Source organism: Streptomyces sp. NPDC007875, assembly GCF_042868035.1.
In the GTDB taxonomy this organism is placed as follows: Bacteria; Actinomycetota; Actinomycetes; order Streptomycetales; family Streptomycetaceae; genus Streptomyces; species Streptomyces antimycoticus.
The window spans coordinates 268,978-288,948 of the sequence record NZ_JBIADZ010000001.1 but is presented as its reverse complement, the minus strand read 5'-3'; the positions used below and the strand labels follow the sequence as shown (position 1 = coordinate 288,948).

The 19,971-nt window shown below is 70.1% G+C and carries 16 protein-coding genes and 1 pseudogene; 9 read left to right on the top strand and 8 right to left on the bottom strand.

The genetic code is table 11. The annotated features are described in order from the left end of the window. Positions 1–117: 117 nt before the first annotated feature. The 3 genes from ACFYOY_RS01245 to glgX are packed head-to-tail and all read right to left on the bottom strand — an operon-like array spanning position 118 to position 6,201. Positions 118–1,989 carry an ABC transporter ATP-binding protein gene (locus ACFYOY_RS01245; RefSeq protein WP_351880466.1) on the bottom strand — a complete coding sequence of 624 codons (1,872 nt, stop codon included), beginning with the start codon at positions 1,987–1,989 and terminating at the stop codon, positions 118–120. Beyond that, the gene (locus tag ACFYOY_RS01240; RefSeq protein ID WP_388584048.1) at positions 1,986–3,839 is read right to left on the bottom strand and encodes an ABC transporter ATP-binding protein; all 1,854 of its coding nucleotides are present in this window, start codon (positions 3,837–3,839) and stop codon (positions 1,986–1,988) included. The genes ACFYOY_RS01245 and ACFYOY_RS01240 overlap by 4 nt, the downstream gene beginning before the upstream one ends. 34 nt (positions 3,840–3,873) lie before the next feature. Next, positions 3,874–6,201 (bottom strand): glycogen debranching protein GlgX, encoded by a 2,328-nt coding sequence (gene glgX / locus ACFYOY_RS01235; protein WP_351880471.1) that lies wholly within the window; start codon positions 6,199–6,201, stop codon positions 3,874–3,876. Between the two features lie 360 nt (positions 6,202–6,561). Between glgX and ACFYOY_RS01230 the strand changes: the two genes are divergently transcribed. The 5 genes from ACFYOY_RS01230 to ACFYOY_RS01210 all read left to right on the top strand — a co-directional run bounded on the left by ACFYOY_RS01230 (position 6,562) and on the right by ACFYOY_RS01210 (position 10,944). Beyond that, on the top strand, positions 6,562–7,773 hold the full coding sequence (locus ACFYOY_RS01230; protein WP_351880474.1) for an Ig-like domain-containing protein: 1,212 nt from the start codon (positions 6,562–6,564) through the stop codon (positions 7,771–7,773). Between the two features lie 158 nt (positions 7,774–7,931). Continuing rightward, the gene (locus ACFYOY_RS01225) at positions 7,932–8,699 is read left to right on the top strand and encodes an enoyl-CoA hydratase/isomerase family protein (protein ID WP_059144091.1); all 768 of its coding nucleotides are present in this window, start codon (positions 7,932–7,934) and stop codon (positions 8,697–8,699) included. 277 nt (positions 8,700–8,976) lie between these two features. Further along, positions 8,977–9,480, top strand: a complete 504-nt coding sequence (locus ACFYOY_RS01220; RefSeq protein WP_162953114.1) for an ATP-binding protein — start codon at positions 8,977–8,979, stop codon at positions 9,478–9,480. A 462-nt stretch (positions 9,481–9,942) separates the two neighbouring features. Then, entirely contained in the window at positions 9,943–10,569 is a 627-nt protein-coding gene (locus ACFYOY_RS01215; protein ID WP_351880479.1) for a peptidoglycan recognition family protein, read from the top strand. A gap of 144 nt (positions 10,570–10,713) precedes the next feature. Further along, positions 10,714–10,944 carry an EF-hand domain-containing protein gene (locus tag ACFYOY_RS01210; RefSeq protein WP_059144094.1) on the top strand — a complete coding sequence of 77 codons (231 nt, stop codon included), beginning with the start codon at positions 10,714–10,716 and terminating at the stop codon, positions 10,942–10,944. Between the two features lie 81 nt (positions 10,945–11,025). On the opposite strand, the gene ACFYOY_RS01205 is transcribed toward ACFYOY_RS01210, so the two are convergent. The 3 genes from ACFYOY_RS01205 to ACFYOY_RS01195 all read right to left on the bottom strand — a co-directional run bounded on the left by ACFYOY_RS01205 (position 11,026) and on the right by ACFYOY_RS01195 (position 13,385). Next, entirely contained in the window at positions 11,026–11,334 is a 309-nt protein-coding gene (locus tag ACFYOY_RS01205; protein WP_078643828.1) for a hypothetical protein, read from the bottom strand. A 47-nt stretch (positions 11,335–11,381) separates the two neighbouring features. Then, positions 11,382–12,050 carry a glycoside hydrolase family 25 protein gene (locus tag ACFYOY_RS01200; RefSeq protein WP_351880484.1) on the bottom strand — a complete coding sequence of 223 codons (669 nt, stop codon included), beginning with the start codon at positions 12,048–12,050 and terminating at the stop codon, positions 11,382–11,384. A 603-nt stretch (positions 12,051–12,653) separates the two neighbouring features. Further along, positions 12,654–13,385 carry a hypothetical protein gene (locus ACFYOY_RS01195; RefSeq protein ID WP_351880487.1) on the bottom strand — a complete coding sequence of 244 codons (732 nt, stop codon included), beginning with the start codon at positions 13,383–13,385 and terminating at the stop codon, positions 12,654–12,656. Between the two features lie 158 nt (positions 13,386–13,543). Between ACFYOY_RS01195 and ACFYOY_RS01190 the strand changes: the two genes are divergently transcribed. Next, the gene (locus ACFYOY_RS01190; protein ID WP_351880490.1) at positions 13,544–14,056 is read left to right on the top strand and encodes a hypothetical protein; all 513 of its coding nucleotides are present in this window, start codon (positions 13,544–13,546) and stop codon (positions 14,054–14,056) included. A 47-nt stretch (positions 14,057–14,103) separates the two neighbouring features. Here ACFYOY_RS01190 and ACFYOY_RS01185 read toward each other — a convergent pair whose 3' ends face one another. Further along, a complete protein-coding gene (locus ACFYOY_RS01185) occupies positions 14,104–15,429 on the bottom strand; it encodes a hypothetical protein (RefSeq protein ID WP_388584039.1) in 1,326 nt (441 codons plus the stop codon). A gap of 319 nt (positions 15,430–15,748) precedes the next feature. On the opposite strand from ACFYOY_RS01185, the pseudogene ACFYOY_RS01180 reads away from it, so the two are divergent. From ACFYOY_RS01180 to ACFYOY_RS01170, 3 genes and pseudogenes are all read left to right on the top strand, one after another. After that, positions 15,749–17,071: pseudogene (locus ACFYOY_RS01180) on the top strand (diacylglycerol/lipid kinase family protein); the annotation flags it as partial. An 825-nt stretch (positions 17,072–17,896) separates the two neighbouring features. Then, positions 17,897–18,721, top strand: coding sequence for a helix-turn-helix transcriptional regulator (locus ACFYOY_RS01175; protein WP_351880496.1), 825 nt, complete (start codon positions 17,897–17,899; stop codon positions 18,719–18,721). Then, complete coding sequence (locus ACFYOY_RS01170; protein ID WP_351880499.1) at positions 18,718–18,942, top strand: DUF397 domain-containing protein; 225 nt, start codon at positions 18,718–18,720, stop codon at positions 18,940–18,942. The genes ACFYOY_RS01175 and ACFYOY_RS01170 overlap by 4 nt, the downstream gene beginning before the upstream one ends. Positions 18,943–19,551: 609 nt before the next feature. Here the strand turns inward: ACFYOY_RS01170 and ACFYOY_RS01165 are convergent. Next, the gene (locus tag ACFYOY_RS01165; RefSeq protein WP_351880502.1) at positions 19,552–19,971 is read right to left on the bottom strand and encodes a hypothetical protein; all 420 of its coding nucleotides are present in this window, start codon (positions 19,969–19,971) and stop codon (positions 19,552–19,554) included.

Sequence of the window (19,971 nt, the reverse complement as noted above, 5' to 3'; positions counted from 1 at the left end):
GAGGGGGACCGTGGTCACTGAGTGTGGCCAGTGACCGTAGACCCGTGAAATTGCTCATCCATTGCCCATTTCACGTGTCTGTTGTCCATCGAAGCGCGGAACCTACAACCCGGCTCGTCACACCAGGCTGTCCCGCCACGCCTGATGCAGTGCCGCGAACCGGCCCTCGCCCGCGATCAGGCGGTCCGGTGGGCCGTCCTCGACGATCCGGCCGTCGGCCATGACCAGCACCCGGTCGGCCGTCTCGACGGTCGACAGCCGGTGGGCGATGACGACCGCCGTACGGCCGCGCAGCACCGTGTCCATGGCGCGCTGCACCGCCCGCTCGCCCGGGATGTCGAGGGAGGAGGTGGCCTCGTCGAGGATGAGGACCGACGGGTCGGCGAGCAGTGCGCGGGCGAACGCGACCAGTTGGCGCTGGCCGGCGGAGATCCGGCCGCCGCGCTTGCGCACATCCGTGTCGTAGCCGTCGGGCAGCGTGGCGATGAAGTCATGCGCGCCGATCGCCTTGGCCGCCTGCTCGATCTCGGCGCGGGTGGCGTCGGGGCGGCCGATGGCGATGTTGTCGGCGACCGTGCCGGAGAACAGGAACGCCTCCTGCGTCACCATGACCACACCGCGCCGCAGTTCGGGCATGGCCAGATCGCGCAGATCCACCCCGTCGAGCAGCACCCGGCCGTCGCTGGGGTCGTAGAAGCGGGCCAGCAGCTTGGCGAGGGTGGACTTGCCCGCGCCGGTCGCCCCGACCACCGCGAGGGTCTGCCCGGCGGGCAGCGTGAGGTCGAAGCGGGGCAGCACCTCGCCGCCGGTGCGATAGGCGAAGCGCACCCCGTCGAAGACCACCTCCCGGCCGGGGGTCTTCGTCGGGCGCGGCGGCAGCGGCTTGGGGTCGGTGGGCTCGGGGACGGAGGGGCGCTGGGCCAGCAGGCCCGCGATCTTCTCCAGCGAGGCGGCCGCCGACTGGTAGGAGTTGAGGAACATCCCCAGGCGGTCGATCGGGTCGTACAGCCTGCGCAGATACAGCGCGGCCGCGGCGAGCACCCCGAGCGCGAGCGAACCGGAGGCCACCCGGTAGGCGCCCCAGAGCACGATGGCGGCCACCGCCGCGTTGGCGACCAGCCGGGAGCTGACCACATAGCGGGCCATCTCCAGGATCGCGTCCCCGTTGGCGCGCTCATGGCGGTGGTTCAGCTCGCGGAAGCGCGTGTCGTTGGCGCGCTCGCGGCGGAACGCCTGCACGGGACGGATGCCGTTCATGGTCTCGGTGAACGTCACGATCACCGCCGCGATCGCCGTCGACCGCTTGCGGTACACCCGCATGGAGCGCCGCTGGAAGGAGCGGATCAGCAGATACAGCGGCCAGAAGGACAGCACGGCCGCCCCGCCCAGCCCCCAGTCGAGATACAGCAGCGTGATGGAGATGTAGACGACCGACAAGGCGACCCCGAGCAGCTCCTCCAGGCCCTCGCTGAGCAACTCGCGCAGCGACTCGACATCGGTCGTGGCACGGGAGATCAGCCGGCCGGAGGTGTAGCGCTCGTGGAAGTCCACGCTCAGCGCCTGGGCATGGCGGAAGATCCGGCCGCGCAGATCCAGCAGCACGTCCTGGCTGATCCGGGCGGAGAAGCGGATGAACGCGTACTGCAGCGTCCCGGAGGCGAGCGCACAGCCCAGATAGACCGCGCCGACGGCGATCAGCGGGCCGTGGGCGCCGTCGCGGAGGGCGGGCACGGCATGGTCGATGGCGTACGCGACGAGCAGCGGACCCGCCTGGACGGCGGCCTGCTGGAGCAGCAGCAGGACGGCCGCCAGCCAGACCCGCCGCCGGCGCGGCGAGAGCAGCGAACGCAGCAGAGCCAGCGACGCGCCCTTGGGCACCGGCAGGACATCGCGGTCGAACGGGTCGGACGACAGCGCCCGGCCCTCGTCCCCGTCCTCGCCCCAGCCCCCGTCGTCCGTGCTCTCCCGCTCCTCCTCGACCGTCGTCATGGGCTGCTCTCCCCCTCCTCGCGTTCCTGCCCGGACATCAGCGACCGGTACTCCACGCTCTCCCGCAGCAGCCGCTGATGGGTGCCGACGGCGGTGATCCGGCCCTCCGACAGCAGCGCGACCCGGTCGGCGAGCAGCACGGTGGACGGTCGGTGCGCGACGACCAGCGCGGTCGTGGCCGCCAGCACCTGCCGCAGCGCCGCCTCCACCAGCGCCTCGGTGTGCACATCGAGGGCGGACAGCGGATCGTCGAGCACCAGGAACCGCGGGCCGCCCACGACGGCCCGCGCCAGCGCGAGCCGCTGCCGCTGACCGCCGGACAGGCTGAGCCCCTGCTCGCCGACCTCGGTGTCGGTGCCCTCCGGCAGCGCGTGCACGAAATCGGCCTGCGCCACCTTCAGGGCCCGCAGCAGCTCCTCCCGGCCCGCGTCGGTTGCGCCCATGAGGACGTTCTCACCGGCGGTGGCGGAGAACAGGGTGGGCTCCTCGAACGCGACGGCCACCAGGGCGCGCAGCTCCTCCCGGGGGAGGGCGGTGATGTCCCGGCCGTCGAGGGTGATCCGCCCGCGCGTGATCTCCTGGAGCCGGGGGACGAGAGCGGTAAGGGTGGTCTTTCCGGAGCCGGTCGCCCCGACCAGTGCCATGGTCTCGCCGGGCCGGATGTGGAGATCGACCCCGCGCAGCACGGGCGGCTCCTCCGGCGGCGCGTCCGCGTAGGCGAACTCCACCCCCTCGAACCGGAGCCCGCCCTCGTGGTCCTGGCTGCCCACCCCGCGTCGGCCGTCCTCGCCGCGCCCCAGAGACCCCGCGGGCCGGGGCCGGTCGGCCGCGTCGGCCGGCTCCGCGTCCATGACGTCGAAATAGCGGTCGGTGGCCGTCGCCGCGTCCTGGCTCATCGCGAGGAGGAAGCCCAGGGACTCCACGGGCCAGCGCAGCGTCAGGGCGGTGGAGAGGAAGGCGACCAGCGTGCCCGCCGACAGATCCCCGTCCGCGACCTGCATCGTGCCGAGCACCAGCGCCGCGCCGATCGCCAGCTCCGGCAGGGTCATGATCAGCGCCCAGAGCGTGGCCAGCAGCCGCGCCTTGTGGAGCTCGGTGGAGCGGACCTGCTCGGACAGGGCGCGGAAGGCGCGGGCCTGGCTGCGGTGGCGGCCGAAGCCCTTGACGATCCGGACGCCCAGCACGCCCTCCTCGACGACCGTCGTCAGATCGCCGGTCTGGTCCTGCACGGTGCGGGCCACCGTCGCGTACCGCGTCTCGAACAGCGAGCAGAGGATCACCAGCGGCACCGCCGGGACCACCAGGACCAGGCCCAGCGTCCACTCCTGCGACAGCAAGATGGCGAATCCGGCCAGGATGGTGACCCCGTTGACCACCAGGAAGGTGAGCGGGAAGGCCAGGAACATCCGCAGCAGCATCAGATCGGTCGTGGCCCGCGACAGCAGCTGGCCGGAGGCCCAGCGGTCGTGGAAGGAGACCGGCAGCCGCTGCAGATGGCGGTAGAGATCGGCGCGCATCCCGGCCTCGACGGAGGCCAGGGGCCGCCCCACCAGCCAGCGCCGCAGCCCGAAGAGCCCGGCCTCGGCCGTGCCGAGGGCGAGCAGCAGCACACCGCCCAGCCAGACTCCGCCCGGGTCCCGGTGGGCCACCGGCTCGTCCACCATCCACTTGAGGACAAGCGGGATGACCAGCCCCAGACAGGAGGCGACGACCGCCACCCCGGCCGCGCCGAACAGCCGCACCCGCACCGGGCGCACATATGGCCACAGCCGCAGGAGTGAACGCGTGGCGGAGCGGTGCCGCGGGGCGGCACCGCCTTCTTGGGCCCGGGGTTCACTCGTCACAGCCATCAATGGGGAGACTACGGTCCGCCACCGACAGCACTCACTCGGTTTTTTGGCGTAGGTCCGTGGCGTCGAGGGCGCGCAGCAGCAGAACCGAGCGCGCTGGAAGCTCGATGGGGGCGCCCGCCGCGAGCCGTGTGCCCGGGGGCGCCTCCTGGTTCTCACGGGCCGTGTCCAGAAGGAGCTCGTACCCCCGGGCCCAGGGCGGTCCGGGCAGGGTGAAGGAGAGCGGCCGCGGGCCCGCGTGCAGCAGTGCCAGGAAGCTGTCGTCCGTGACCGGGGCGCCGTGCGGATCGCGCTGGGGCAGATCGCGGCCCGACAGATAGGCCCCGAGGGCGGTCGTCGGCGCGTACCAGTCGGATTCGGTCATCTCGGTGCCGTGCGGGGTGAACCATGCCAGATCGCGCAGCCCTTCCGGAGGCCGGGCCAGGCCGGAGAAGAAGGCCGGGCGGCGCAGCACCGGATGGGCCCGGCGCAGCCGTATCAGCCGGGCGGTGAGCTCGGTAAGGGCGCGCCAGCCGGGGTCGTCGAGCAGCGACCAGTCGAGCCAGCCGGTCTCGTTGTCCTGGCAGTACGCGTTGTTGTTGCCGCCCTGGGTGCGGCCCAGCTCATCGCCCGCGACCAGCATCGGCACCCCGGTGGACAGCAGCAGGGTGGCCAGCAGATTGCGCAGCTGGCGGCGGCGCAGCGCGCGGATCTCCGGGTCGTCGGTCTCGCCCTCGGCGCCGCAGTTCCAGGCGCGGTTGTCGGGGGTGCCGTCGCGATTGCCCTCCCCGTTGGCCTCGTTGTGCTTGCGCTCGTAGGAGACCAGGTCGCGCAGGGTGAAACCGTCGTGCGCGGTGATGAAGTTGACCGAGGCGTACGGGCGGCGGCCGCTCCACGCGTACAGATCGCTGGAGCCCGAGAGCCGGTAGCCCAGATCGCGGGCGTCGGGCAGCGCCCCGCGCCAGAAGTCCCGCACCGCGTCGCGGTAGCGGTCGTTCCACTCCGCCCACAGCGGCGGGAAGGCGCCCACCTGATAGCCGCCGGAGCCCACGTCCCACGGCTCCGCGATCAGCTTGACCCGGCGCAATACCGGATCCTGCGCGATCACGGCCAGGAAGGGCGAGAGCATGTCCACGCCGTGCGCGGCGCGGGCGAGCGCGCTGGCCAGGTCGAAGCGGAAGCCGTCCACCCCCATCTCGGTGACCCAGTAGCGCAGCGAGTCGGTGATCAGCCGCAGCACCTGCGGCTGCAGGACGTGCAGGGTGTTGCCGCAGCCGGTGAAGTCGGCGTAGCGGCGGGGGTCCTGCTGCAGCCGGTAGTAGCCGCGGTTGTCGACACCGCGCAGCGAGAGGGTGGGGCCCAGCTCATTGGCCTCGGCGGTGTGGTTGTAGACGACGTCGAGGATCACCTCGATCCCGGCGGCGTGCAGGGCGCGCACCATCCGCCGGAACTCCCCGACCTGCTGGCCCCGGGTGCCGCCGGCCGCGTATCCGGCGTGCGGCGCGAAGTAGCCGATCGAGTTGTAGCCCCAGTAGTTGCGTAAGCCCCGCCGCAGCAGATGGTCCTCATGGGCGAACTGATGCACCGGCAGCAGCTCGACCGCCGTGACCCCCAGCCGGGTCAGGTGCTCGATCGCCGCCGGATGCGCCAGCCCCGCGTAGGTGCCGCGCAGTTCGGGCGGCACCCCTGGGTGGCGCATGGTGAAGCCGCGCACATGGAGTTCGTAGATCACTGACTCGGCCCAGGGCGTCTTGGGCCGCCGGTCCTCCGTCCACTCGTCGGGCGCGCCCTCCGTCGTGTCGTCCCCGACGACCACGCCCTTGGGGACGTACGGGGCGGAGTCGCGGTCGTCCCGGACGGTGTCGGCCACATGCTGCTGTGGCCAGTCCCGCATATGTCCGTAGACCTCGGCGGGCAGCGCGAAGTCCCCGTCCACGGCGCGGGCATACGGATCCAGCAGCAGCTTCGCCGGGTTCCAGCGGGCGCCGGTCCAGGGGTCCCAGCGGCCGTGCACGCGGTAGCCGTACCGTCGGCCGGGCAGCACACCGGGGACGAAGCCGTGCCAGACCTCATGGGTGAGCTCGGTGAGCGGACAGCGCAGCTCGTGGCCGTCGTCGTCGAACAGACACAGGTCGACGGCCTCCGCACCGCCCGCCCACAGCGCGAAGTTGGTGCCCCACACCCCGTCCGGCCCCCGGCAGGGGCGGGCACCGAGCGGCTCCGGGCTGCCCGGCCGGACGGCGGGGCCCGCCGCCGGGGCGGTGCTCCGGTCGGGCCGCGGGGCGAGCGCCGTGGGGCGGTGGCCGACGAGACGGCCCACCGCCGTCGCCGAGGGGCGTCCGGGGACGCCGTCGCGTGTCTCCTGCCCGGCTGCACTGGACACATCGGCCTCCGCGGCTCGTGGCCAACCGCCCCCGCCCCGACGGAGGGAAGACGGGCAGCACCTCATGGCGGGCCGGCGGGCCCCGCGGTGTCCCGTACCGCACGGACCCTGGCCCACGCTCTCCCACCTGTTCTGCCCGCAATCGCGCCGACTCGCACGTTTCCCCGCACTCCACCGCTGCCCGGCATGGGCCGATCGTCCCGTGCCCCGCTCCCGCCTGCGACTGAACCGTGACCAACGAGGGGAAGTCCACTGTCGGCGGCGTGTGATTACCTATCGCCAGGCGCGCCCTGCGCGTGATCGGGCTTGCCGCGGGGGCGCGGCTCCGGGGGAGGGAGAGCTGTTGTGACGGTGCGGTGGATGCCGAGGGCGGCGCGCGGCGGCCGTAAGGGGCTTCTCGCGCTGCTGCTCGGGGCGTTGCTCATGGCAGTGGCCGCGTGCGGCGGAGGCGGCGGCTCCGACGACGGTAAGAAGGGCAAGGACGGCAAGGGCGACGGCCGGCCCAAGACCTCGCGGGCCGTGGTGACGATCGCGCCCAAGGACGGCGCGAAGGGCGTGGACACCAGCGGTGCGCTGAAGGTCACCTCGGCCAAGGGCTCCCTGTCCTCGGTCAAGGTCAAGGACGCCAAGGGCGCCGCGGTCGAGGGGAAGGTCGGCGAGGACGGAAAGAGCTGGCTGCCCGCCGCCCATCTCCGCTCGGACACCACCTACACCGTGGACGCGGTCGCCAAGGACGCCGACGGCCTGACCACGACCAGGCACGCGACCTTCACCACCCTGCGCCCCAAGCAGACCTTCGTGGGCATCTACACCCCGGAGGACGGCTCGACGGTCGGCGTCGGCATGCCCGTCTCGCTCCACTTCAACCGCGGCATCACCCACCCGGCGGCCGTGGAGAAGGGGATAAAGGTCAGCGCCTCGCCGTCGGTGCCGCTCGCGAGCCACTGGTTCGGCAACGACCGGCTGGACTTCCGTCCGGAGAAGTACTGGAAGCCCGGCACCAAGGTGACGCTCAGTCTGGATCTGGACGGGGTGGAGGGCAGGCCGGGGGTGTACGGCGAGCAGCGGAAGTCCGTGACGTTCACCATCGGCCGCAGCCAGATCTCGGTCGTCGACGCCAAGTCCAAGAAGATGACGGTCAAGCGGGACGGCAAGACCATCAAGACCATCCCCATCACCTCGGGCGCGCCCGGCCATGAGACCTACAACGGCAAGATGGTGATCAGCGAGAAGCACCCGGTGACGCGGATGGACGGCGCCACGGTCGGCTTCGACGGGGAGTACGACATCAAGGACGTGCCGCATGCGATGCGCCTGTCGACCTCCGGCACCTTCATCCACGGCAACTACTGGGCGGGCCGGGCCACGTTCGGTTCATCCAATGTCAGCCACGGCTGTGTGGGCCTGTTCGACCAGCGCGGCGGCGGGGACTCCTCCACCCCGGCGTCCTGGTTCTTCCGCAAATCGATCATCGGCGATGTGGTCATCGTGAAGAACTCGCATGACGAGACCGTCCAGCCGGACAACGGGCTCAACGGCTGGAACATGTCCTGGGAGAAGTGGAAGGCATGACCCCGCGCCGGAGCCGGGGCGCCCTGGCGTCCCGCCTCCGGTCCCCAAGCGTGCCCGCGCCCCCGGCGTCCCCGCGTCCTTGGGCGCCCCCGCGGCCCCGCCTTGTGGCACCGCCCCCGGCTCACCGCTCCCGTGTTAGCGGGCGCTAACCTGCGCTCATGACTGTGAATCTCGAGGTTGCCGACGGCGTTGCCACCTTCCGCCTTGACCGCCCCCCGATGAACGCGCTCGACACCGCCACCCAGGACCGGCTGCGGGAGCTCGCCGCCGAGGTGACCCACCGCGACGATGTGCGCGCCGTGGTCATCTGGGGCGGCGAGAAGGTGTTCGCGGCCGGCGCGGACATCAAGGAGATGCGGGAGATGGACCACGCCGCGATGGTGGCCCGCTCCGGTGATCTGCAGGAGTCCTTCACCGCCGTGGCCCGGATCCCCAAGCCCGTGGTCGCCGCCGTCACCGGCTACGCCCTCGGCGGCGGCTGTGAGCTGGCGCTGTGCGCCGACTTCCGGATCGCCGCGGAGAACGCCAAGCTGGGCCAGCCCGAAATCCTGCTCGGCCTGATCCCGGGCGCGGGCGGCACCCAGCGGCTGGCCCGGCTGGTCGGCCCGGCCAAGGCCAAGGACCTCATCTTCACGGGCCGTCAGGTCAAGGCCGACGAGGCGCTCACCATCGGCCTGGTGGACCGGGTCGTACCGGCCGAGGAGGTCTACGAGCAGGCCCATGCCTGGGCGGCGAGGCTGGCCCGGGGCCCGGCGATCGCGCTGCGCGCGGCCAAGGAGTCGGTGGACCGGGGGCTGGAGACGGACCTCGACAGCGGCCTCGCCATCGAACGGACCTGGTTCGCCGGGCTGTTCGCCACCGAGGACCGGGAGATCGGGATGCGCAGCTTTGTCGAGGACGGGCCGGGTAAGGCCACGTTCCGCTGACATCCGACCGGTTCCGATCGTCTCGGCCGGGGTCACGGAGTCGGGTATGCCCCGTGCGAGCGAATTTTCTTCGCCAACGGTCGGCCCTTGGATGACCCGTTCCGGTACGCTGGGTGATCACGCGTACGCGCGGTGACATCGCTGGTCAGTCGGGGTGTTGTGGTGCCCCAACTGCCGTTGGCATATGTCGGATCGGGTTTGTGGAGCCTGGGGCTCCGGTGTTCGGGATCCCATGGTTCCGCCCCGGATGGCCTTTTGGGCGGCCATGATGGGGGGCATGGCGGGCTTGGAGGGAATGGAGCAGCCGCAGCAGCGCACTGGTACGGCTGCGGTGCGGGGGGTGCCGTCCGTCGAGGACGAGCGGGCCCGCAGGGCGCTTGACCTCTTTGGAAACCCCGCGGCCGAGGAGGTGCGGCTGCCCTCCCGTCCCGAGTCCGCGGCGACCGCCCGTCGGCTGGCCGAATTCGTGGTGGCGCGCGACTGGGGGCTGGGTCTTCAGCTTGCCGAGCACACCGTGTTGCTCGTCTCCGAGCTGGTGGGCAACGCCGTACGGCACACCGGCGCCCGCACCTTCGGGCTGCGGATGCTGCGGCGGCGCGGCTGGATCCGGATCGAGGTCCGCGACCCCTCCCGGGGACTGCCGTGTCTGCTACCGGTGGGGGAGCTCGACACCAGCGGGCGCGGGCTGACGCTGGTCGACCAGCTCTCCCAGCGGTGGGGGGTCGATCTGCTGCCGTGCGGCAAGACGACCTGGTTCGAGATGCGCGTGGCCGAAAACTGACCGGGATGAGCGCCGGTGCGGACCTCGGCGCCGGGCGTGCAAGGCTCCCAGCGTGTGAAAAGAGGTCCCCGTGTCGTCGTACGCCGACGACACGGGGACCTCTTTTCGTCCCCGGCCATGGCACGAAAGGGGTGTTCGTCATGGCATCCGGGGGAAGCGACCTCGCTCGGGTCAATGGGGCCGCGGCCCCGACTATCGCAGAGACGGTAGATCACTTCCAAGCCAATCCAAGGTGAGCTGCAACACTTGCCTTACTAATGGCGGGTAGAGGGGCAATTTTCCTTTGTTGTCGACCTCCTTCTGATGAATCTCCAGTGGTCCAGACCGTGACACGAAATCTTTCTTTGCTCGTCGGTTCTTGGCATGGCCCTGCCCAGCACTCACCATGGAACAGCGCTACGCGCGTCACACCCCCCACGTATCACCCCCCTTTGTCCCGGCTACGCCATTCGGGAGACCCCCATGGAAGCGCACGGCCGCACCTCCACCCGGCGCGCCCTGCTCCGCTCGGGCGCCTATCTCGCCACCGCCGCCACCGGACTCACCGCCACCGCCGCTACCGCCACCGCCGCCCACGCCGACGACAGACGTCGCCGCCGCGCGGCTGCCTATCCCCCCACCCACTGGATCCCCGCCTCCTCCTCCAACTACCGCGTCTCCAGCCGCCCGACCTCGTATCCGATCGACTTCATCGTCATCCATGTGACGCAGGAGACCTTCCCGGACGCGATGAAGATCTTCCAGGACCCGGCCAAGCAGGTCTCCACGCACTACATGGTCGCCTCGGCCGACGGCTACATCGGGCAGTTCGTCCGGGAGAAGGACGTCGCCTGGCACGCCGGCAACAAGGACTACAACAACCGCAGCATCGGCATCGAGCACGAGGGCTGGGTGGACGACCCCAAGTGGTTCACGGACGAGATGTACGCCTCGTCCGCCGCCCTGGCCTCGGCCGTCTGCGACCGCTTCGGCATCCCCAAGACCCGCGACCACATCATCGGCCATGTGGAGGTCCCCGGAGCCGACCACACCGACCCCGGTCCGCTGTGGGACTGGGACCGCTATATGTCCCTGGTCAACAAAGCCTGATCCGCGAACGCAGCGAACCTGGCGAACCTACCGAACGCCGCGCGTGCCGCTTATGTCGTGTACATCGCGACGCGGTCGAAGGGCCGGCCAACGCCGACCGCTAATCTGTGCGGGTCAAGCACACGCACGGAAGGGGCGGAACAGGTGGCGGATATCGAGGCGGCGCGCAAGGCGTTCGAGCGGTATGACCTCAACGGTGACGGCCAGATCACCGCGGCCGAATACAAGAGCGTGATGGCGCAGCTGGGGGACCCGTATGTCACGGAGCCCGTCGCCCAGGCCGTCATCAACGCCCACGACGGCAACGGTGATGGGCTGCTCACCTTCGACGAGTTCTGGGCCGCCCAGAACAAGGACGGCAGCAAGACCGGCTGACCGGGCCGCCTGGCGGCAAGGCAACGAGCCGCACGGCAGCCGTATGGCCGCAACGGGCCGCATGGCGGCACGGCCGGCGCGTCAGCGCCAGCCGCGCCGCTGTGCGCTCGCCCGCCGTCTGCGGTCGTTGCACAGCAGACAGCGGCCGTAGCCGGGCGGCAGCGGATCCTCCGGATCCCCGTACAGCGGATCGACGGCCCCGCGCGGATGCTCCGGGCAGCCCGTGGCACCGCGCTCGGCGGTCAGCGACCCCGCGGCGGCGAGCGCCCGGCGCAAGGCGTCGGTGAGCAGCTCGGTCTCCGGCCCGGAGGGCGCGGCGTCCAGCGAGAAGGCGATGTCCGACGCGGTGGTGAGCGCGCTGCGGAGTTCGCGCAGGTCTGCGTAACTCATACCGGGCAGCGTAGGCGCACCCACCGACAACACCCCCGAGGGCCCGGTCAGGCCCGGTCCTCCCGCGCCTCCTCGCCACTCTCTCCCGCGCCCGCGTCGTCCGCACCCTCCGCCAGGTGGACGTCCTCGGCGTCCTCCGTTTCCTCCGCGGTGAGCGCCGCCCGGCTGGGATCGGCCCACGCCTGCAGCGCGGCCTTGCTGGAGAAGTTCGCCACGTCCTTGTCCAGCGGGCGGTCGGTGTACTGGTGGATCCGCCACTTCGCCTTGATGCGCGGCTTGCCCGCCGTCACATAGTCCGCTATCCACAGGCCGTCCCCGGCGTAGGACGTGGTGTCGTAGTTGAGCCAGAAGCTCCGGTTGCAGTAGAGCATCACGCGGTGCGTGGGACGCAGCTTCTTGACCTCGCGGATGAACCGGTCCTTCTCGGCGTTGCTGGCGCGGGTGCCGGAACCGGTGGTCTCCCAGTCCACGGCAAGCAGATCGTGCTTCTGGGACGCGCACTTCTCGACGAAGTACTGCGCCTGCGCGGTGATGTTGCCCGGCCACAGGAAGTGGTAGAAGCCGACGACGCATCCCGCCTTCCGCGCCCGGGACGCCTGTGAGGCCTGCTTCGGGTTGATGTACGACCGTCCTTCGGTGGCCTTGATGAAGACGAAGGCCAGCCCGTCCGGGTCGAAGGTGGACTGGTACGAACTCACGTCGATGCCGTGCAGCATGGCGCCTACCTCGGGTCAAGAACGAGTGAATACACGGGTGTTATTCCCCCTCTCGTACGGAGGACCCTACTGGGATGGGATCTCGGTCCGCAGGCGTTCGGGGCCACGTCGGGGACGCCGGAGCAACGGACACACCAGAGAAGGGGACGGCCACAAAGAGAAGCGGACCCGAGGGTTTGGCCATCCCCCGGGCCCTGTGATGCCGCCCAACTGCGCACGCCCCCCGGATGGGAACGGGTCAATCTGATGTCGTCGTGTTCTTCCGTTGAACTACCGCTCCACGAAGCGGGGCGGGCCGGATTCGAACCGGCATCCGACGACCAAGCCCGTGCCCGGTCGGTGAGGCGATCGGCGGCGAATGCTGAGGCTGGAGCGAGAATCTGAGATTGAACGCGTGCCACGGGCGCACGGCCCGCTCGAAGACCGGGGGCTAATCCCGGCTATCTCCTGAGGCGGACCGTCCCCTCTCGTGACCAAGTGCTCGGAGAGGTGGTCAATACCTCCCAACGCAACCACGTGCATCACGACGAGCTTCAGTTTCAGCTTGCGCTCCTCGCGCACCCCGCACCGCCGCTTGACCCGGCGGCCGGGGAGTCCATGACGCTACCCGAACAGGTAGCCGAAGACCACCTCGCCCACGCGCTGATCGGCGACGTCGACGCCATTGGCCTCCTCGCGGGCGTACTTGACCGCCTGCTGGAGCTTCTCCACCCGGTCGAGCAGCTCATTGACGCGCCGCGCCGGGAGGGCCCCGGAGAACTTCACCGTCGTCCAGTAGCCGACGGGGATGTCCTCGTAGTACACCTCGACCTGCGCCGGGTGCTTCTCCGTGGCCTCCGCCTTCACGTGGTTCCTGGGCACCTTCTTCGTACGGACGGTCCGCACGGCCTCGGTCTTCCAGCTGTCCGTCGACGGGTCGAGCGACCACGACTCGGCGGCGTCCAGGGTCGGCAGCCTGCGGATGAAGGTGGCGAGATCCGTCAACTGCTTCTCCAGGAACAGCAGATACGAGACCGGCACATCACGCAGCAGCGTCCGCCCCTCGACCTCGATGTCCGCGCGGGCCTCGCAGTTCGTCCAGTCCTTGGTGGCGGTCACATCGAACAGCCGGGTCAGCGTCGTCGCGGTATCGCGAAGGACGTCCTCCGCCTTCACCTGCACCCGCGTCGACTCGGGCGGCAACTGCTCGCCCTCCTCGTCCTTCGGCTGATACGTACGGGAAATCCCCGCCAGCAGCGCGGGCTTGTCCAGACGGCGCTGGGACGCCGTCAGGTCGGCTTGCGTCTTGGACTTGACGCCCTTCTCCACTGCGATGATCTGATTGAGTTTCGCCACGTGAGGGACGCTAGCAGTGCGCGAGGGCCGCCCTCGAACGATATTCGAGTGCCCTCTGTTCGAGGGCACTCCGAGCACCCCGGGACCGGTCCCGCACGGGCCGTGCCAGCGTGATCCCGCTGAGGAAGGACCTCAGGTCGACCCACGGGAGCCGAGCCATGCGCGGGACACCCTTCACCCGACGACGCGGCACACTCGCCGCCTCAGCCGCCTGCGCCTCTTTCGGCGCGGCCGCCGTGCTGCTGCTCACGGGATGCGGCACCGATGACGCGCCAACCAAGGCGGCCTCGCACAAACCGCCCACGGCCATCACATCGGCGACCCCGAGCCCCAAGACCCCCAAGGCTTCTACGAGCCCCGCCACCCCCTCGGCTCCGCCAACCGACCACAGGCTTCCGGTACAGGTCCCCTCGGACGCCAGCGACCAGGCCAAGGAAGACTTGATGGGCCTCCGCGCACTTGAACTCCAAAGCGCCCTACGCGATATCGACCCCGCGCTCGGGGCCGCCGCGGATGTCAGCAAGGCTGGAGAGCAGTGCTTCGACCTCCGCCGAAAGGCGGCAAACCCCGATGAAACAGCGGCACGACGCTTCAGCACCGCACAGCACAAGGTGACCGTGGCCAACGGCAAACGCATCAACGCGCTGCTGCGCCAGGACTACTGCTCCTGAGAGGCGCTGACAGAGGCTGCGAGCGCCTCAGCACTACAAGGCGCGCATTACCGGCGTCCCACCAGGCCGTCCGCCGCGGGGCCGGACGCCCCGGCAAGAACGCCGAGCAGCGCCAGGACCCCCACGACGATGCCGAGGACGAGGCCGACGGACGCCGGGGTGGGGTGGTTCCACAGCATCAGGGCCAGTGCGCCGCCCGTGATCACGACGCCGGTGGTCCAGGCCCGGTGACTGTCCAGCCAGCGGCCGAAGCCCCCGGTGCGGGCTCCGACGCGGGCCAGGCCCCGGCCGATGGCGCCGGTGCCGCGCGCCGCGGCCGAGCGGACGGCGCGGGCTCCGCGCCCGGGGCCGTACAGATACGCGGCGAGCGCGGTGACGATCGCGACGACGAGAAGGGTGCGGGTGCTTTCGCGCAGGAAGCGTACGAGCGTGTCGAAGATGAACGCCGCCGGGCCCCGGGGCAGGGTCGCGGGCGGGACGGAGTCCAGGTAGACGCCGCGCACCACGGCCAGGCCGACCAGTAGCGCGACCATCATCACCGCCGCGCCGATCCCGGCGGCCAGCAGCATGAGCCGATGTGCGGGGGAGACCCACACGGCGAGCGCGGCGAGCACGATCGTCACGGCGGGCAGCCAGGTGCCGACGATGTCGAGGAGGCGCATCGCGCCTTGCGCCTCGTCCAGCTTGTCCGTCCGCACCAGCGTGAACTGCCGGTCGATGTGAGGGATCTTGGCGGCCTTCTCGTAGCCCGCCCGGACGAGGCGCTGTTTGACGTTGTCGACAAGGGTGCCGATGTCCAGGACGACCGCGTTCCCACGGGCCTGGACCGCGCTGGTGCCCTCGCCGGTGAGGACCTTCACGACGGCGGCGTGGGCGCGGCGGTTGGCCGCGTCCCAGACCAGCGGGAACTGATCGCTGGTGATCACCTTGTGCACCACGCGGTGCACGGCGTCGTTGAGGGCGCTCTCCAGCGGCCCGCCGAGCATCCGGGTGCCGTCCACGACGACGGACGGGGCTCCGGTCTTGTCGAGATTCCTGGCGAGCTGGGCGGCGATGGCGGGCACATCGACCTGGCCGACCACGCGTTTGGTGAGCCGGTTGGTGACGGTGGACTGGACGGAGGGGTTCCTGGCGATCGGGGCGACGGTCTGGACGTACCGGTGAGGGTCGGTGATCTCCTCGTGCAGCCAGGTGGCGACGACGGCGAGCGGGGAGAGCAGGACCGCCAGGACGAGCAGCACACACGCGCCCGCGTGGCGAAGCCGCCGGTGGCGTACGGTCGCGGCCCCGCGCAAGCGCTCGTACTCCCGTCGCTCGCTCCCGCTCAGCGGGTGGGGCTCGGCGGGGCCGGAGGCGTCGGCGGACGGATCCATGGGTCCTCCCTCGCGCGGGGCGGAGGGAAGCGCCACCGGACGGAGGCGTCGCCGGGGAGTGGCGGCGTCACGGCGCTGGTCACCCCGGCGGGCGTGGCATCTCCTCGATCCGCGGTCCGAGGTTCTGGAAACGCGGCGACGGGCCGTTTCGATTCGCGGCCGGGAGCCGGGAGCCGGGAGCCGGGAGCCGGGAGCCGGGAGCCGGGAGCCGGGAGCCGGGAGCCGGGAGCCGGTGCGGTGGCGCGGTGGCGAGCCCCGCGCGGGGTACCCGTCAGACCGCCCTACCCGACGCCTCACGCCCCGGCCCCCGGGAGGTCACATGACGTCGGCGGCACCCTGGACGGCACGCCTGGCCTTGGTCGCGGGCGCCATGGCGGTGATGATCCTTCTCCTGTTCGCCGGGGCGCGGAGCGTGGTGCTGGTCGCGGTGGGGGTGGGCGGGACGGCGGTCACGCTGGCGGGCGTGTGGTGGATGCTCGTCCACAGAGGGCCGGTCAGGGCGCTGGCCGCGGTCCTGGCGGTGGCGGCGCCGGTAGCCGTCCTGGTCCTCTACGCGCTGGCCGGGTTGTTGTGGGTGGTGCTGGTCTCCCTCGCGCTCTGGGTGCTGGCGGTTGCCTCGGGGCGGTTCGCGCTGGCGGAGGAGACCGGCCCCCGGCGGCCGAGGGAACGCCGGGTCGCACCGCCGGAACGACCGTTCCTGATCATGAATCCGCGCTCCGGCGGCGGGAAGGTCGACCGATTGGGCCTGCCGGAGAAGGCGGAGGCGCTGGGCGCACGGGTGTCCGTCCTGGACCCGGATCACCCCGACCCGGTCGACGGGGTGGTCGGGCTCGCACGCCGCGCCGTCGAGGAGGGCGCCGATCTGCTGGGCGTGGCGGGCGGCGATGGCACGCAGGCGCTGGTGGCGGGTGTGGCGGCCGAGCGCGGTGTCCCCTTCATGGTCATCCCCGCCGGGACCCGCAACCACTTCGCCCTGGACCTCGGGCTGGACCGGGACGATCCGTCGGCCTGTCTGGAGGCGCTCACCGACGGTGTCGAGCTCCGCGTCGACCTGGGGTTCATCGGTGACCGCGTGTTCGTGAACAACGCCTCGTTCGGTGCCTACGCGGCCGTCGTCCAGAGCCCCGCCTACCGCGACGACAAGGTCCGCACCACCCTTCAGCTCCTCCCCGACCTGCTGACCCACGAGACGGGGCCGGATCTCGTGGTGAGGGTGGGAGAGCTCGTCATGGACAGACCGCAGGCCGTCCTGGTGAGCAACAATCCCTACCGCGCGGGGGACCCGGCGGGCCTGGGGCGACGCGAGCGGCTGGACTCCGGAGTCCTCGGCGTGCTGGGCATCACGGTCGAATCCGCGACACAGGCGGCCGGGCTGCTGCGCGGCCGCAACGCGCCCGGACTGGTCTCCGCGACCGCCGGGGACGTGGCGGTCGAGGCGCGGGAGCCGGCCGTCCCGGTCGGCGTGGACGGCGAACCCCTCACCCTGCGGACTCCCCTCCACTGCCATATCGCGCCGGGCGCCCTGTGCGTACGGGTCCCGAGACACCGCCCGGGGGTACCGGCCGGCAGACCGGCCATGGACTGGCACAGGGTGCGGCGACTGGCGCTGACCACCGTCAGGACAGCGGCGGGGCGCGGACCGCACCGATCACGGTTACGGCGCGTGCGCGTGCCGCGCGTCTCCCTCCCCGTCCGCTCCCTCCCCGTCCGCCGGGAAACGGAGGGCCCCTGCGTCGGCTGTCCACTCGACCCCGCCTCGCTCCGGCCGGAGGAACGCGACGCGACCGCTGGTCATCTGGTGGTCGACGCACAACTCGGCGACGCCGTGCACCGCCTGCACCACGCCGGTACGGCCACTGGCCGGGTCGTACGCCACTTGGCCGGGGGCGGGCACTGGACGGTTGGGCTGTGGCTGATGGAGCTGGCGGTTCATACGGCTCGTCCTTCGGGCTGCCGTGGGATGCGGGCGGTGTGGGCGGGGTGGCGTCGGCGCAGTACCTCGTAGTCGGTGGCCTTGCTGTAGTCCCCGGCTTGTTTGGCCTGTTCGCGCAGTGCCGCGTAGTGGCGGCAGGTGGGGCAGGTGTCGTTCAACGGTCACTCTCCGGTGGGTGTGGGTGTGGGTGTGAGGGAGAGGCAGGGCGGCTGGTGACGCCGCGCGAGGTCTTCGGGGAGCGCCCCGCAGAAGAGGACGTACGGGGTCCCTCCCGCCGGTGGCTCGGCCGGGCCCACCGAAACCCAGCCACGTCGCCGCGCCACTTCCCGCATCTCGCGGGTGACTCGGTCCGCGACGCGGTGGCGGGTGGATTCGGTGATGTGTTCGGAGGGAAACACCATGGGGGGTTCTTCCTGACCTGGATGTGTCTTGCGAGCTTTAATCACTCTGTGTACTCCCAGCGTTGCCTTGCGGGGCCGCGCGCAACAGGGATCGGGGCACACCAAGAGGCTTGGGGTGAGGGGAGAACCACAGGTGAGCGAGGTCAGGGAAGGCCAGGAACTGCCCAGCGGGGCGGCGTTCCTCGGAGCCGAGGTACGGACTTGGCGGTTACAGGCGGAGCTGAGCCAGCGGGAGTTGGGCTTGAAGGCCAACTACGGTCAGCAATATGTGGCCAAGGTGGAGGCGGGGGAGCGCTTGGCCAGCCCCGAGTTCGCCGACGCGTGCGATCGGGTCTTCGGTACGCCGGGCACGTTCGTGCGCCTGCGAGAGCGGGCCAGTCAGCATGGCTATCCGGACTGGTTCGTGCCGTACGTGCAGTTGGAGCGGCAGGCGGTCAGCATTCTGGACTACTCGGCGACGCTCATCATGGGGATGGTGCAAACGCCCGAATACGGGCGGGCGGTGTTCCGGTCCGCACATCCTCGGGATACCGCCGACCAGATCGACGCAAGGGTGGCCAGACGATTGCAGCGACGAGAGGTGATGGAGCGGGATGCGCCCCCGTTGCTGTGGTGCGTCCTGAGCGAGGCGTGTCTACGCACCGAGGTGGGAGGAAGGGAAGTGATGCGCGCCCAACTCGTCCACCTCCTAGCCGAAGCAGAGTCTCCGCACATCACACTTCAGGTGCTGCCGTTCTCGGCCGGAGCACCTCCGGTGCCGGGTAGCTTCACTCTTCTGACGTTCGACGATGGACCGAGCATTGTGTACGCAGATACAGCCATGGCAGGTCAGACGATCGATTCATCGGCAGAAGTGGAACTCGCGACTGCCAGGTACGACCGAATCAGGGCTTCGGCTTTGTCGCCGGACGATTCGCTGGCCGTGATCCGCAGACTGATGGAGGACTACACACGATGAACACCGCCCTCGACCTGTCCGGTGCTGAATGGGTCAAGTCCAGCTACAGCAGCGGCGACGAAGGCCAGTGCGTGGAGTTCGCGCCCTCCATAGCCACCACTGCCGGTGTCGTCCCCGTCCGGGACAGCAAGCACCCGGCAGGCCCCGCCCTCGTCTTCCCTGTGGAGGCGTGGACTTCGTTCACGAGTGCCGTGCGCAGCGGAGAGTTCCCGGCCATCTGAAGCGCCGCACCGAGCGGCCTCGTCGTCCTCGCATGCCCACGCGAGCAACGGGGCCGCGCCCCATAGCACCTTCCATGTGTTAAGAGCTGTCGCGTCGTCGGCGTGGGGTATGTCGAGAATCCAGTCTCTTAGGCCTGCGCCACGAAGCCGTAAGGAAGTAGATCCACCACACCGGGTTGATGAAATTGAACCAGTTCTTCCTGCTCTTCAGGTGCTTTTCCCAGTAGGCATCTTGTTCTTCCACTGAGCCAGTGAGTTCGGCAGGGCAGTATCCAAAAGTCGGAACAAGGTCTCGTACGGTGGGTAGCCGCCACAGGTGGAGAACGTAGACCATCCAAGCGCCATGCGACGCTGACAGCCCGGAAGGTCTCACATCGACTCGTGCACCGTGGCAGCAGACTTCTACCCCTCTTGACATAAGACCGGGTCGCATGGAGCGCAGTGCTTCGAACACGTTGTCGCCCGCGGCTGTGGCTTCAACGCCATGAGGTGATTCCAGGCGCAAGTGCCATGGGCCGTCTCCCTCGACTGTTATGTTCCACTGCAACTCCCGCCCTTCGCGTTGCACATAGAGCGGACGCACTTCGTCAGGAGCGGCTCCCGAATTATTCACATTGAGTAGTAGCCTCGTGGAAAGACAGAGACCCCGTGTACCTCTTCATCCGGATCGTCCGGCGCGGGCGTGAAGAGGGCAAAGCCGAGGTCGGGGAACTCGATCCCCTGATCATCTTCTGTTCCCTCAATCCCGTGTTCTCTCAGGTCGCCGAGAACATGCCTGTAGGGGCGGCCAAAGAGCGAGATTCCTTGATGTGTCACCTGTGCTTCTGGCGTGACCTCGATGAATTCCAGTGAATCCTCTGGGTCGAAGGACAGGAGTAGCCCCTTCTCCGTGAAATGGTCAGTCGGGCTATCAGAGTCACCCCGCTGGAATGACGTGAAGGAGCCTAGCCTCTCGCGCAGGCCGGTCCTGGACTCACCGAATCGGGCAGAGTCGAGCCCTTCGTTCGGGACGATTGTGTAACGCGCCAC

Coding starts and splice junctions, on each gene's coding strand:
- ACFYOY_RS01245 (WP_351880466.1), bottom strand. CDS start 1,989: ATGACGACGGTCGAGGAGGAGCGGGAGAGCACGGACGACGGGGGCTGG.
- ACFYOY_RS01240 (WP_388584048.1), bottom strand. CDS start 3,839: ATGGCTGTGACGAGTGAACCCCGGGCCCAAGAAGGCGGTGCCGCCCCG.
- ACFYOY_RS01230 (WP_351880474.1), top strand. CDS start 6,562: ATGCCGAGGGCGGCGCGCGGCGGCCGTAAGGGGCTTCTCGCGCTGCTG.
- ACFYOY_RS01225 (WP_059144091.1), top strand. CDS start 7,932: ATGACTGTGAATCTCGAGGTTGCCGACGGCGTTGCCACCTTCCGCCTT.
- ACFYOY_RS01220 (WP_162953114.1), top strand. CDS start 8,977: ATGGCGGGCTTGGAGGGAATGGAGCAGCCGCAGCAGCGCACTGGTACG.
- ACFYOY_RS01215 (WP_351880479.1), top strand. CDS start 9,943: ATGGAAGCGCACGGCCGCACCTCCACCCGGCGCGCCCTGCTCCGCTCG.
- ACFYOY_RS01205 (WP_078643828.1), bottom strand. CDS start 11,334: ATGAGTTACGCAGACCTGCGCGAACTCCGCAGCGCGCTCACCACCGCG.
- ACFYOY_RS01200 (WP_351880484.1), bottom strand. CDS start 12,050: ATGCTGCACGGCATCGACGTGAGTTCGTACCAGTCCACCTTCGACCCG.
- ACFYOY_RS01190 (WP_351880490.1), top strand. CDS start 13,544: ATGCGCGGGACACCCTTCACCCGACGACGCGGCACACTCGCCGCCTCA.
- ACFYOY_RS01185 (WP_388584039.1), bottom strand. CDS start 15,429: ATGGATCCGTCCGCCGACGCCTCCGGCCCCGCCGAGCCCCACCCGCTG.
- ACFYOY_RS01170 (WP_351880499.1), top strand. CDS start 18,718: ATGAACACCGCCCTCGACCTGTCCGGTGCTGAATGGGTCAAGTCCAGC.